Origin of the sequence: Pseudovibrio sp. JE062, from assembly GCF_000156235.1 — a bacterium.
In the GTDB taxonomy this organism is placed as follows: domain Bacteria; phylum Pseudomonadota; class Alphaproteobacteria; order Rhizobiales; family Stappiaceae; genus Pseudovibrio.
Genome location: NZ_DS996808.1, coordinates 228,280 through 241,804, shown reverse-complemented (window position 1 = coordinate 241,804; position 13,525 = coordinate 228,280). Strand labels below are relative to the sequence as shown.

Below are 13,525 nucleotides of genomic sequence, written 5' to 3'. Positions count from 1 at the left end.
AGGGACCATTTATGACAGAAACTGATTTTCCAAAGATTGAGAGCGCAAGCCTTAAGCATCCAACTGCGCTCAACCTTTCATTGCCAGACCCACTACCCGATGACATTCAAGAACTTTTCGGGAAATGCCAAAGCAAGCTCGGTCTAATTCCAAACGTTTTGATCGCCTTTGCACACCGGCCTGACAAGCTGCGTGCTTTTTCTCAGATGTACAATGAGTTGATGCTTGGAGAGTCCGGCGTCTCCAAACTGGAGAGGGAGATGATTGCAGTGACCGTATCTTCCATCAACTCCTGTTGGTACTGCCAGGTTGCCCATGGAGCTGCTGTTCGTGAGTACTCCAACAAGCCTGAACTGGGAGAAGCGATGGTGATGAACTATCGTTATGCAGACCTGACCGAGAAGCAACGGATCATGCTCGCCTTCGCAACCAAGGTGGCAAAGTCCTCCTCGGAGATAGGGGAGGGAGATCGCCAGCAACTTCGCGATGCTGGGTTCACCGAGGAAGACATCTGGGACATTTGTGAGGTTGCCGCGTTCTTCTCCATGTCCAATCGCATGGCCTCTGCAACGGGTATGCAGCCAAATCCTGAATATCACTCTACAGCGCGATAAGGCGAGTAGGGGAGGGGCTTTACAGCTGTCAACTTGCTGCAGAAAAAGTTGACAGCTGTCAACACACAAACCTCTTGCCAAGCATCCAATGCAAGAGTATATCGTTTATCGACGATATACGGAATCAATGATGACAGATACCACCTGTGTAACCGAATTTGCACCTACTTCTCTCAATGAAGAGGAGGAGGAAAAGCTGGCCTTGCAAGCGAAAGCACTGGCGCATCCTGCGCGGGTTCGCCTTCTCAAGATCATGGCAGCTCAACCGGGCTGCGTTGGTGGTGATCTCGTCAACTCTATCGGACTCGCACAATCAACCGTGTCCGAACATCTTCGAATTCTTAAGGATGCAGGCTTCATACTGGCAGAGGTCCAGCGTCCACGCGTTTGCTACTCAGTCAATCGAGCTGAACTGAAAAGTTTCAACTTCCTCTTTGAAAGCAGTTTCAAGCTCTAAAATTTGCCAGAACATATCGTCTATCGACGATAGACAGGAGAAATCATGGGTACTTTCGAACGCTACCTCTCAGTCTGGGTAGGTCTCGCGATGGCACTTGGGGTAGGGGCGGGGCTCCTTCAACCAGGTCTGTTTCAGTTCATCGGAGATCTGCAAGTTGGTGGCATCAACCTGATCATCGCAGTTCTCATCTGGTTGATGATTTACCCAATGATGGTACAGGTCGAATTTACCGAAGTCCGCAACTGCTTTGTGAAACCTAAAGGCCTCATCGTAACGCTTGCCATGAACTGGCTGGTCAAGCCGTTCACCATGGCGGCATTGGCTGTGTTGTTCATGCGCCATCTGTTTGCCCCCTTCATTCCGGCTGCTCTTGCCGATCAATACATCGCTGGCATGATCTTGCTCGGTGTTGCGCCTTGTACCGCGATGGTATTTGTCTGGTCTTACCTCACAAAGGGCAATGCAAGTTACACCGTTGCGCAGGTCGCAACCAATGACTTGATCATGATCTTCGCGTTTGCTCCGATCGCCGCATTCTTGCTGGATGTATCAAACATCATCGTACCATGGGATGTTTTGCTCGTTTCAACCGCATTGTTTGTTGCGTTGCCATTGGGGGCAGGGTGGTTGACCCGCATTGCGCTCAAAGACAAAGAGCATCTTTCATCCTTCAGCGCTGGCATGAAACCATTCTCCATCGCTGGTCTGGTTGGCACTGTGTTCATTCTATTTGGTCTGCAGGCCAACAACATCATCGCGTCACCAGCAGATATCGTGTTAATTGCAATCCCGTTGTTGATCCAGACTGTGCTGATTTTCTACGTGACTTACTTCTGGATGAAGAAATGGCGTCAGCCGCATAATGTTGCTGCACCGGGTGCAATGATCGGCGCATCCAACTTCTTCGAGCTCGCTGTTGCTGTTGCAATCAGCTTGTTCGGCGTCACCTCCGGCGCAGCTTTGGCAACCATCGTCGGTGTGCTGGTTGAAGTGCCAGTGATGTTGGCGTTGGTTTCTTATGCAAATCGGACCCGCGGCCAGTTTTCCAGCGACGACCAGGTCTCAGCTTCAACGGCTCATTCAAAAACATAAACTCAAAGGGCAGAGGAGAGATCTCCTGCCTTTTGCCTCTCTTGGATTCTGACTTTTCTCTGAGTATGCTCGTGGTCTATTGGATCAGTTATTTTATGAGCTACTTATGCATCCCAACAGTATTCCCATCCTCAGCAACGGTGTTTCCGTTTTTCTTCTCGACCTGAACGCCGAAGTCCCGCAGGTTCTTCTCATGCGCCGGGCTGATACTCTTCTTGGCGCTTGGTGTCAGGTTGCAGGTCAAGTTGAGGCGGATGAAACAGGTTGGGAAGCTGCGCTGCGGGAAGTGAAAGAGGAAACTGGTGTAATCCTTGATGAACTCTGGTCTGCGGATCTCTGCGAGGAGTTCTATGTTCCGGAAAAGAACATCATCCAGAAACTTCCTGTTTTCGTTTCTTTCATTTCCAGCGAAACGCCAATCACCATCAACGAAGAGCACGATGCCTATCAGTGGTTTTCATTCGACGACGCCATGGAGCTGTTCAGCTTCCCCGGCCAGCGCCGCGTGCTTGAGTATCTCCACTCAGAGTTCGTAGCACGAAAAGCAAGCCCGCATCTCCGGATCAACTTATCTGGGCGACGGGACATTGCAGCCACTGACATTGAAGAAACAACAGGCTGAGCAAAGTGTAGTTTGCACACTCTTGGCTTTAGCAGGCTCCAAAACTACTCTGACCTTCTGAAGGTTTCGAAGAGTCTTCTGTTTTAAAATAATCGAAGACGAATTCATCAACCGCACCCCAACGCCTCACCTGCGGATCAATCTGTCGACGCCGCAGGAAACAGAAGCTCCCGATCTTTACGCGAGAGCCAGTCCGTAAAGTGACTTGTGCAGGGCGAGTTTGCCGTCTTTTGCCCGGTCAACACAGGCGCGGAAGTAACCAGCTGGTCTGGAGATGCCTTCCGGATCGCGCAGGGTCTTTTCAACGGTTACCACCAAAACAGCGGCTGCCATTTTCTCACCCAGTGTCAGGATTGCTTGTTTCCAGCCATCCTCCGACAAACCGATGGCCAATCGCAACTGTTCGGCGCTTTGCAGCAAGTCGAACCAACTGGAGAAGGGCATACCCAGAATTTCTTGGGTTTGTGCGGTTGCACTGTCGATCAAACCAATGGAAATAGCCGATAAATGCTCACTTAAACCGTTATCCAACAGGGTTTCTTGCTGAGATTGCAATTGAGCTGTGCCGCTGGATTTGGCAGAGAATTTGCTTGATTGATCTTTCTCAAGAGCAATCTTCTGAGCTTCGTTAGAAGCGAAGTTTGTTTTTGAGTAGCCATCATAAGATGGCTGCCATTGTTTACTGTTTATAGGAGTTTGAGGGGTTGTAATATTATAAGGGGTGACATCAATGTCATGGTCGCCTGACATTTCAGCAGTTTTATCTGAATTATCAGCTGTTTGAGTCTCCCCTTCTTGTGCCGCTGCCAGATCAGCAATCACAACTTCATAGAGCTCAGAAATCTTTTCAGCACGCTCCACAACCATCATTGGCGTGTCCATAAGGGCTGTCAGTTCCTGAAGGTAGACCTCACAATCCACTCCATCGCTCTGGCCGGTACGGCAGGCATCAACGATTGCACGGGACAACCGGTTCACAGTCCGCTTTGCTTCCTGCTCAGCACGCAGTCTTGCCTGGAAGGCATCTCCAATCTGCTTGATTTCCGCAACACGCTGACGTGCCGGTGAAAAATCAAAACCATACCCGCGATCGATCTCGCCGCTTGCATCATTGCGGTAGATGAAGCGTCGGCCCGTGGAACTGTCACGATAAGCAAGGATACCCGCTTCAACCAACCGTTTGAGCGCGCGGATCACGGTACGGGTCGAACGGCACACATACTCTGCCAGCTTTTCGTTGGAGATTGCCACCAGCGGACGGCGGTCCTGTTTCCAATCATCAGCCCGTGTCAGACCGATCAGGATATCCAGAATATGATAGGCAGTTCCGTCAATCCCCATGGCTGGGGCTGCCTTTTTGAGAGTGATCGCCACCTCGGCCTTTGTTGTTTTGACGATGTCATTCGCCATTGCCAGTCGCTGGCTTTCCAACATGCCGGGTGTCATTTTGCGGAAGGACGCAACACCGGTGCTTTGCATAGCAAACCCATTCACCGAGGGAAAACCCAAGGTGTTATCCAAGTAAGATTGGGGATTGAGCGCCCGAAAAAGCAAAAATGCGCCACAAAGGGTTTCAAGAAAGCATTGCTTACTTGATTCGCAGGGTGCGTTCGTCGTAGGATGATCGTGCTAAAGATGGTCCACGACGAGTATTATTACTCTCTTGGGCGACGATTTTGGGGCCTTGCTGATTGCCGTCAGCAGGGCCTTTCGTCATTCAGGGGCTACACCATCAGGCATCCTCCCCCTTCGTCTCTTCATATTTGGCAATCAGCCCCGGTAGTTCCTTCAGCAAAAACGCACTGAAATCGCTCTGCGTTTTGCTATCAACGGAAAACACGGTTGCTTTGCCTGTGTGCTTGACCAGCACGTGCTTGTTTCCAAGCCATTCTGAACTGTTAGCTTTTCGCGTGTGTGCTGCGACCGGGATCTCACCCGCAGACTGAGCAGAGCTTGCTTCTGTCTCAGCAGGTGTTTCTTGCAACAACTGCAGCACTTCGCTGAAGCGTTCATCACTGTGCAGCTCGGTGAAGGAATCCAGAGCAAACAGTGAGGTCACCGCCTTCTCGTGATTTGATGCCAGTCTTCCATCTTCAAAGAAGCTGGCCATCTCCTCCCACCTAGGGCGGCCGATCTTCGGTGCAGGACCGATCACACGCAAAAACTCCTCAGGCATGGTTGCCGCCAGCTTGCGAAGTTTGGAAACGAGTGACTTGTCTTTACCGATCGCTTTCACAATCAGCGTCTGCGGATAATCCTGGGCCAGACGATAAACGAAGAGACAGGTTTCAATGAAACTCAGGTCTTTACGCTCATGGTTTTCCTGCCCCTGAGCAACCAGCAGCTCCTCATCGGAAAGTTCTTTGATCACACCGCGGACAGGTTTGCCCAACGCGCGGCAGGCCTTCCAACGACGGTGGCCGTAAGCGATCTGATAGACACCGCTTTCACCCGGGGCAGGGCGCACCAGAATAGGCACTTGCTGTCCGGTTTCAGCAATGGATTCTTTAAGCGCCTCGAAGGCAGGGTCAAACGCAACTTCCATTCGGTCTGCAACGAAGGAAGGCTGAACCTGTTCCGGGTCCAGCTCGACCACGTTCACAGAAGACGCCATTTGCGTGTTCAACGTTTTCAGCTCTTCACGCAGCCTGTCGCGTTCGTCCTTGATCAAATTGATCTCGGCAGCGCCAATAGCTCCGGAAGACAAGCGCGGGCGCGGGGCTGTTGCGTCTGCAACCATGCCTGCCATGCCGCCGCCTGAAAACAGCGTATCGAGTGCGTTTTTCCGGTCCTTAGCTTTGTTCATAGTGGTCGTCCCCAAGAGCCACGGAGGAGATCTTCAATTTCCCGATTCACGGAATCCATGGATTCAAGCGCACGCTTCAGCGTTTCGCGGCCAATGGCTCCCGGCTCCAGCTCATAAAGCGATTTCTTTTCAAGGCCCGCATTGGCAACCGCGGTGGATTCCAACGCCGGCGCAGTCAGCACGTCCTCACCAAACAAGGCGCGGAGCAAGCCAACAACGCGGGTTTGCGGACTGTCGTTTGGATTGTGGCGTGTCACGAGGAACCGCATCCAATCCAGGTTCATTTCGCCGCCATTGTTCTCAATCACTGCCATCAGGTCAGAGCTCATACCGAGGAACTGGTTACAGCTCGCAAGATCCAGCATCTGCGGGTGCAGCGTAATGAGCAGCCCGGTCGACGCAAACAAAGCACCCAGTGTAAGGAAGCCAAGCTGCGGCGGGCAGTCGATTACAACAACATCATAGCGGTCATCAACTTCAGCTAGGACATTGCGAATACGGCGGAAGAAGATGTTTTCGCCTGTAGAGGCTCCGGATGCGATCGCTGTTGGCACAATGTGCTCAAACTCAGCCAGCTCAAGGTTGGCCGGGATCAGATCCAGATTATCAAAATAGGTTGGGCGCACCACCTCGTCCAACGAACGGCGGCCTTCATCATAACGCAGAGCACCAAACAAGGTACAGTTCGGCTCAACGTCAAACTCTGGCTGCACACCAAACATGGCAGAAAGAGAGGCCTGCGGATCAAGGTCAATCGCGAGAACGCGATAGCCGCGCAGGGCAAGATAATGCGCCAAGTGGGTGCTAGTGGTGGTTTTTGCTGAGCCGCCTTTAAAGTTGGCACAGGAAATCACCTGCAGCTTCTCACCTTCACGGCGGTGCGGCAGGATATTAACCGCTTCATCGCCTTTTTTGCGCGCAGCCAGCACTTCGCGGATCGCATTGATCTGCTCCAGCGTATAACTGCGACGGCCATTGGCAAGGCGGGTCGGGGTAGGGCCTTCTCCATCCAGATCCAACTGGCGGATTGTGCTTTCAGAAACCCCGATAAGACGTGCAACGTCGACGGAAGAAAAGGCGCGCAGAGCTTTGTGTGCTTCAGGCGGATAAAGTTCTTGCCTTAAGCGGTGCAGCTGGCCAGAAAGGAGCTGAGAATAACGGGAGATCTTCTCAGACGGAGTTTCCTCGCGCAAAAGAGTGTTGTTGCCGTATTCCACTTCGTTTAGCCCTCAAACGGTTCTAGTCATCTACAAACGGAAAGTGCGCCCATATGGCCCGTGTTTGCGTCGAAAGGGTAACTGACCTGTAGTTCAGTTCAATCCCTTTTTGGTTAACTCCCGTTAACTCCTGTGACCATCCACCGGATTACCGGTAATTTCATCAGTAATTTCAATAGGATGGACTTATGCAGAGACGTCAAAACGATGCGTGCATAAAATCGACGAAACAACCATTCTATTTCTGAAGAAACATATTCGCCCCTCAGATCACTCCGACTCACACTCCCTCCCGTTGATTCTCTTGGTCTGAACACGAGATATAACACCGCGCACAGCAGGGGGGATAAGTTTGCGTAAATGGGGTGATAAACCGAGCAATCTATCACCTTTTACAGGGTGGATTGAGCAAGCATTTGTGAGATTTGAGCGGAGTTGCGGCTAATAGTTTCTCCCGTTTATATGGCGGGAAGAAAACCAGCAGAGTATAGTTGAGAATATTTTATTAAAATAGCGGATAAACTCTACTTCATCGCAACGAACTCTAAGTAAGTCCGATTCATATGCTGCATGAATAAGAAAGCACATGAAAAATTTTGCAAAAATAATCGATAATCTAGCATCTTTTTCCATCAAACAAGCTCGTTTTATTGGAAAGTTATGTCAGACCTACGCAATTTCATTGCTTTTATAGTTCAGATATTGTTTTACAATTGAGGGAACAAACTGGCCAGATCATATTGCAATTTAACTTGGCCGGATAACAAAGCTGAAGACCTAGTTTCCATAGCTAAGAAGAGAAACGCCAAATTGCATAGATAATAATTGTAAGGCAGATAACTTTGAAAATAGAGGATACCTTAGAAAGAGCCGTAACATCGGTCACTGCACAAAACGTCCCGTCATCCGCCTCTCTAATAGACAGGGCCTACGCGCACCTGCGGGCGGCAATCCTGTCTGGCCAATTGGAGCCGGGCAGCAAGCTGCGCATTCGCGAGATGTGCAGCACTTTTGATGTTGGACCAACACCTGTACGAGAAGCGCTTTCCCGTCTGGTTTCTCAGGGACTTGTTGCCACTCAATCGCACAAGGGATTTTATATTCCAGAACTTTCTCAAAAAGAGTTTCAGGATATCGTTGAGCAGCGCCGCCTTTTGGAAAGCGCGACGGTGAGAACCGCCGTTGAAAAGGGCGACGCACAATGGCGTGACCGCGTGCTGGACGCTTATCATGCATTGCAGGAGATTGAACGCACGTGGCAGGCGTCACGGCGTGATTTCTGGAATGAGTGGGAAGAAGCCAACCGCGTGTTTCATATGACGCTGGTGGAAGGTGCAGGCTCCAGTTGGGCAAGCCGTTTCCTTCACATGCTTCATGACCAGTGTACCCGCTACCGCGCAGCCATGCGCCGTGCCGGTTTCATCTCTGAAGGCGTACAGGACGATCACACTCAGCTGATCACTGCTGTGCGGACAGGAGATGGCGCTCTGGCTGAACAGACGATCAAAGCACATATTGATCGCCTGCCAGCATTGTGCATGCCATCTTAACACATTGATTTACAAAATTTATTGCCGGTGAGAGGCCTAGTCTCCCACCGCAATAGCTGCAGCGGATTTCAGCGCAATCCTCAACGGTGAGCGCAAACGCAGCCAGGTTTGGTGTGCATCCGCCTTCACTGTCACATCCGCATATCCCATCGCTTCATAAAACTTCAAAGCGGACAGGTTGATCCGGTCCACCTTCAGCTCATGAACGCAGCCGTAGTGTTCCAGCAGAAACTGCAGGGCCTGACGACCAAAGCCGCGTTTGTGGTGGGTGTAGCGGATGTAAAGGGAATGCAGGAAGTGCTCCGGCGTGTAATAGCCGATGAAGCCGACGATCTCACCCTCGCACCTCAACACCCAGACATCTTCGTCTTCAATCAGGCTCTGAAACTGATCTGCATGGATGAAACGCGTGTGATCGTAGGCAAAGGCGCGGCTTGCCACGTCTGCATAAAGCGCGGCAAGCTCATTGTATTCTTCAGCGGTGTAGGGCGAAATCTGCAGCACAGGCACCCGTTTATTGACCGTCGAGGCACTCTGGCGGCAGAACGTCGGTTTTGTTCTGAGAATCCAGGAAATGATCAAAGCTGTGATCGCCCGGCTGGCCCTCAACCTGCTCATAAGCAGCGCGGGACTGGGACACCATGGCTTCCTGGAACTTCATGCGCTCTGATGACAGCGGCATGGCTTTCAGATGATCAGTCTGGTTCTGAGACAGCTCCGCGATGAAGCCGGTGTAAGAGCCTTTCTGCTTCACACCTTTCAGGATCTGCGCAGATGGCGTCATGTCCGGATTGTCCAGCTTCTCAGCCTGTGCATTGACCGCATCGGTGTGACCGGTGCAGCCGTAAACGTCGTCCATAATCTCAGCAGTCACGCGCATTTCATCGAGCACTTTGTGACCCGCAGCGCGAAGCTCCAGACCACCATCGCCATAAGCTGGCAGCACCAGATTTGGCAGACGACCCTGCCAAGCCACCATGCGCTGTTGATCGTTGAGCGCCTGCTGTTCAGCAGAGGTGATACAGGCGGAAGGTGCCAGCGTCATGTGGGTGAGGAATGCGTTGAGGAAGTGCGCCTGCTGCTCACAAATGCCGATTGGATTCAACGGGTTAATGTCAAGAGAACGCAGTTCGATGTACTCAACGCCACGGCGACAGAGCGCAGCAATCGGGCGTTCACCTTCTTCCGTGTTGCGTTTCGGACGTGCAGAACCATACAGCTCGTTCTCAAGCTGCAGCTGGTGCGTGTTAATCTGCTTGTAGTCGCCCTCTTCAGCAACACCGATCTGCTCGTACTGGCGCACGGATGTGGCCAAAGCGCCGCGCAGGCCTTCGATGTAATCGCAAAGGGAGTTGTAGTGAATGTCCAGCTCGCTCTGCACAACGCTGGTGTAGCCCAGATCACTCATGCGCAGAGAGGTGGCGTATTCACCGAAATAAGTGTCGTCGCCCAGCATAGACAGGGTTGGGTGAGCGGATGGCAGGTAACTCTTGTCAACCGCAGGGGAGGCGCCAAACAGATACAGCATCAGCCAGCCATGGCGCTGCAGGTTACGGATCAGACCCAGATATCCTGCACTGCGGAAGTCCTGAAGGCTGCTGCCGGAGGTACACTGCTCGTGGAACGCATGCCACAGACCATCGGAGATGGAGAAGTTATAGTGAATACCAGAGATCGTCTGCATCCGCTTGCCATAGCGATGCGCCAATCCCTTACGGTAGAGCGTTTTGATCTGCGCAGCGTTGGAACTGCCATACTCAGCGATGCGAATGGTCTCGTCGCTGGTAATTTCCGGCGGCATGGAGGCGTTCCACAGGTACTCGCCTGCTTCCGTCTTGCGCGCAGCAAAGGCCTGCAGTTCTTTCAGGAACTCAAGGCTTTCCTTAACTGAATGCGCAGCAGGGGTGATGAACTCCAGCTGAGCTTCAGAGAAATCTGTCGTGATGAACTTGTGCGTTAGCGTCTTGCCCAGAGCGTCCGGGTGGTCACGCAATGACATAAAGCCATCTCTGCCAACACGCAGAGCTTCTTTTTCGATCCCCACGCGGAGTTCAGCAAGACCTTTGCGAACAGCGCTATTTTCCAACAGCTTCAGCGTGGCTTCACCTAATTTTGTCATTCTCGTTCCGTTAATCTGCGCAAAACGGTTATATGGGCTCAAAATATCCTAGCAAACCGCAGGGCTTACTCTCTGACATAGATACTTTGTAATTTCATGGATGCAAGAGTACAAAACCTGTCGAATTTTCCTTAGTGTTTTATGCGCAACTCCTATCATTAATGCGTGAACCAAGATCAATTCGAGAATAAAATTAAACGGAGAAAATGAAGAAATTCACTGCCTGACGATCAACACATCAGCAATATGTATTCCTGAACACCTTTCAATAATCAAAAAATATATACTTAACCCGACCAGTGGAACACTCAGACCTAAACTGCTGATTTTGCCGAAAAAGTCCTGACTACTCTTCGGATATAAAGATACACAGGCTCGAACAACAAGCAGATAGCTCCCGAAATACAGTACCGTGACCTGATAAAAAACTCGGCATTTGCTCAGTCAGCTCATAAAGTTCGTGTGCATTTTGAACACTCTAACGGATATTTCGAACGCCGGGCGTTCTCTGAGAAAGCCTAAATCCTTCCGTGTAACCGGTACTCAGCCTCTACTGTTTGCAGGGTTTAAGCTGAACACATCTCAAGAGCCTCAGCCTCACATAGGCCCTCTCAAGCAGCCTCATTCCATCACGCATATTCGAGAGAAACCGCAGGTCTGCCTGCAAAATCTTCAGTGGATCGCATTTGGGATAACTCGGCCCATCTCAATCACGCCTCACCAATCCTGAGGCTATCAGCAAAATAGCCTCAGCAAATCTGATGGATGTCTTCAATTAGGGTGGATCGTTAGGGTCAACACACCGATCTGATGAGGACACTGATTTGCCAAGCAAGCTCTCCCTGTGCGTTCTCGCCTTCACGCTTCCTGTTCTGGCCAGTTGCGTTTCTGATGAAGAGCGCATCCCGCAGGCGTATTCTCCTACCGTGGAGATTCCGCAGGGGGCCACGCTGATCACCGTCAACACCACACCAGATGGCGCCTTCTGCTATTTGCAGGGCTACCGGTCATCCATTTTCGTGAAGCACACGCCCGGACCGATGGTTGTGCCTGCTGGGTTTGAGAGCAAAAACCTCATTTGCGAGCTGAAAGGCTCCAAGACGACGCGCGGTGCCGTGTTGCCCGGTCCACCACCGCCGGATGGTGACAAGATCATCATCCAGCGCGTGTTCATTCCGGTGGATGTGAATGATCCCAACTCCAGCCCGGCCGGTGCCATCGTGCCGGATGGCTTCGTCGGCACCTATCGCCGCTAACCCAGCACCGCCTCATAGCGGGCTTTGAAGTTGGAGCTGAGATAGTTCATCAGCTCCCGCACCCGGTGCAGCTGGTGCCGTGTTGGTGGACTCACCAGCCACAGCGGGGTTGTTTGCTTCCAGCCTGAGAGCATTTCCGTCAGCTCTCCACGCTTGATCGGCGCATCGGTGTAAACATCAGCAAGCCGCGCAATACCAAGGCCTGCCACAGCAGCCTGACACATGACGCGGCCATTGGAGATCTGAAAGCCTTTCTCCGCCTGCACCACGATACGTTCTTGTCCTCGGGTGAAAATCCATTCCTGCACACTGCCAGAGATAAACGGCAGGCCTTTCAGATCAGAGGGATGCCGGATTTTGGAGTGCGCCGCCACAAAGAACGGGGAGGCCACATAGCGAGTGGTGATGGTGTGCAGTTTGCGGGCGATGAGGGTGCTGTCCTCCAGATCTCCCATGCGCAGCACAAGGTCAAAATCCGTCTCCAATAAATCCTCACGTATGCTGGAGAAATCCAGCTTCACTTCAATCCCCGGATTAGCCTGCTGATACTCAATCACCAGCGGTGCGATGAGCTCCTCCCCAATCAACCCGCCAACGGCATTCATCCGGATTGGTCCAGTCAGACTGTCCGTCGCCTGCGACGCCAGATCAGAGGCATCCTCAATCTGTTTTACGCCCGCGCGGCACATTTCGTAGTAGCGCTCACCAATCTCTGTCAGGCGCAGTTTGCGGGTAGTCCGGTAAAGCAGCTGAACGTCCAGTTGCTCCTCCAACTGGCTGACCTGCTGACTTAAACTTGCTTTTGAAAGACCAGTTTCATCAGAAGCTAAGGTAAAACTGCCATGTTCCGCCACGGCCAGAAACGAGCGCAGACCATTCCAATAGATATTGTTCATTTCAGCCTAACAATCATTTTGAATTACCCTCATTTATCAGCGTGATCATTTTTGTACAATCGCCGCAACACAACGCAAGTCCATCTTGCTCAAGAAAAAGTTAACTAGGCAGGAAAACAAAATGACAAAGCCACTTATCATTATCACTGGCGCAAGTTCCGGCATTGGTGCAGCGATTGCGAAGTCTTTCAGTGCAGCTGGCCATCCTCTTCTTCTGCTGGCACGTCGCGTTGAGCAGATGGAAGCTCTGGGTCTTCCAAACACTCTGTGCCGCGGCGTTGACGTCACTGATCGTGATCAGCTGATCGCTGCAGTTAAAGAGGCTGAAGACAAGTTTGGTCCGGCAGATGCTATCGTCAACAACGCTGGCTGCATGCTGCTGGGTGATCTGTCTGTGCAGGATCCTTCCGAATGGGATCGCATGATCGACCTGAACGTGAAGGGCGTTCTGAACGGCATCCAGGCTGTTCTGCCAGGCATGAAAGCACGCAAGGGCGGTTCCATCATCAACGTCAGCTCCATTGCTGGCCGCAAAACCTTCCCGGCACACGCAGCATACTGCGGCACCAAGTTCGCGGTTCACGCCATCAGCGAAAACCTGCGTGAAGAAGTGGCCGCGGACAACGTGCGCGTCATGACCATCGCTCCGGGTGCTGTACAGACTGAACTGCTGTCCCACACCACTTCTCAGGAAATCATTGATGGTTACGAGCAGTGGAAGAAAGAAATGGGCGGCGTGCTGGACCCACAGAACGTGGCAGACACTGTGCTGTTCGTTTATCAGCAGCCACAGAACGTCAACATCCGTGAAGTTCTGCTCGCAGCAACTGGTCAGCCTGCATAAGGCTGAGTTAGACAGTTTAAACAAGAAGCCGGCTCATCCCCCAGAGCCG

13 protein-coding genes are annotated in these 13,525 nt (G+C 51.9%); 7 read left to right on the top strand and 6 right to left on the bottom strand.

Features of this window, described 5'->3' with window-relative positions; translation table 11 throughout:
- The first annotated feature begins 11 nt into the window (after positions 1 to 11).
- From PJE062_RS11105 to PJE062_RS11090, 4 genes are all read left to right on the top strand, one after another.
- Entirely contained in the window at positions 12 to 614 is a 603-nt protein-coding gene (locus PJE062_RS11105; protein ID WP_008548962.1) for a peroxidase-related enzyme, read from the top strand.
- Between the two features lie 130 nt (positions 615 to 744).
- Positions 745 to 1,071 (top strand): helix-turn-helix transcriptional regulator, encoded by a 327-nt coding sequence (locus tag PJE062_RS11100; RefSeq protein WP_037036751.1) that lies wholly within the window; start codon positions 745 to 747, stop codon positions 1,069 to 1,071.
- A 45-nt stretch (positions 1,072 to 1,116) separates the two neighbouring features.
- Entirely contained in the window at positions 1,117 to 2,166 is a 1,050-nt protein-coding gene (gene arsB, locus PJE062_RS11095) for an ACR3 family arsenite efflux transporter (protein WP_008549204.1), read from the top strand.
- Between the two features lie 106 nt (positions 2,167 to 2,272).
- Complete coding sequence (locus PJE062_RS11090; protein ID WP_008548944.1) at positions 2,273 to 2,788, top strand: NUDIX pyrophosphatase; 516 nt, start codon at positions 2,273 to 2,275, stop codon at positions 2,786 to 2,788.
- A gap of 177 nt (positions 2,789 to 2,965) precedes the next feature.
- Here the strand turns inward: PJE062_RS11090 and repC are convergent, their stop codons facing one another.
- The 3 genes from repC to repA all read right to left on the bottom strand — a co-directional run bounded on the left by repC (position 2,966) and on the right by repA (position 6,811).
- On the bottom strand, positions 2,966 to 4,267 hold the full coding sequence (gene repC / locus PJE062_RS11085) for a plasmid replication protein RepC (protein WP_008549324.1): 1,302 nt from the start codon (positions 4,265 to 4,267) through the stop codon (positions 2,966 to 2,968).
- Between the two features lie 253 nt (positions 4,268 to 4,520).
- Positions 4,521 to 5,594 carry a plasmid partitioning protein RepB gene (gene repB / locus PJE062_RS11080; RefSeq protein ID WP_008548881.1) on the bottom strand — a complete coding sequence of 358 codons (1,074 nt, stop codon included), beginning with the start codon at positions 5,592 to 5,594 and terminating at the stop codon, positions 4,521 to 4,523.
- Positions 5,591 to 6,811, bottom strand: a complete 1,221-nt coding sequence (repA, locus tag PJE062_RS11075) for a plasmid partitioning protein RepA (protein WP_008548880.1) — start codon at positions 6,809 to 6,811, stop codon at positions 5,591 to 5,593. Before repA ends, repB begins: the two co-directional genes overlap by 4 nt.
- An 842-nt stretch (positions 6,812 to 7,653) precedes the next feature.
- Between repA and PJE062_RS11070 the strand changes: the two genes are divergently transcribed.
- Positions 7,654 to 8,361, top strand: a complete 708-nt coding sequence (locus PJE062_RS11070) for a GntR family transcriptional regulator (protein ID WP_208609185.1) — start codon at positions 7,654 to 7,656, stop codon at positions 8,359 to 8,361.
- A gap of 36 nt (positions 8,362 to 8,397) precedes the next feature.
- Here PJE062_RS11070 and PJE062_RS11065 read toward each other — a convergent pair whose 3' ends face one another.
- Positions 8,398 to 8,865 carry a GNAT family N-acetyltransferase gene (locus PJE062_RS11065; RefSeq protein WP_008549374.1) on the bottom strand — a complete coding sequence of 156 codons (468 nt, stop codon included), beginning with the start codon at positions 8,863 to 8,865 and terminating at the stop codon, positions 8,398 to 8,400.
- A 10-nt stretch (positions 8,866 to 8,875) separates the two neighbouring features.
- Positions 8,876 to 10,480 carry a glutamate--cysteine ligase gene (gene gshA, locus PJE062_RS11060; RefSeq protein WP_008549230.1) on the bottom strand — a complete coding sequence of 535 codons (1,605 nt, stop codon included), beginning with the start codon at positions 10,478 to 10,480 and terminating at the stop codon, positions 8,876 to 8,878.
- An 824-nt stretch (positions 10,481 to 11,304) separates the two neighbouring features.
- Between gshA and PJE062_RS11055 the strand changes: the two genes are divergently transcribed.
- Positions 11,305 to 11,736, top strand: a complete 432-nt coding sequence (locus PJE062_RS11055; RefSeq protein ID WP_037036637.1) for a hypothetical protein — start codon at positions 11,305 to 11,307, stop codon at positions 11,734 to 11,736.
- Here the strand turns inward: PJE062_RS11055 and PJE062_RS11050 are convergent.
- Positions 11,733 to 12,632: a LysR family transcriptional regulator gene (locus tag PJE062_RS11050; protein ID WP_008548996.1), complete on the bottom strand. Its 900-nt coding sequence runs from the start codon at positions 12,630 to 12,632 to the stop codon at positions 11,733 to 11,735. The two genes, PJE062_RS11055 and PJE062_RS11050, sit on opposite strands and share 4 nt — an antisense overlap.
- 121 nt (positions 12,633 to 12,753) lie before the next feature.
- Here PJE062_RS11050 and PJE062_RS11045 point away from each other — a divergent pair, with 121 nt between their 5' ends.
- Entirely contained in the window at positions 12,754 to 13,476 is a 723-nt protein-coding gene (locus PJE062_RS11045; RefSeq protein ID WP_008549082.1) for an SDR family oxidoreductase, read from the top strand.
- Positions 13,477 to 13,525: the final 49 nt, after the last annotated feature.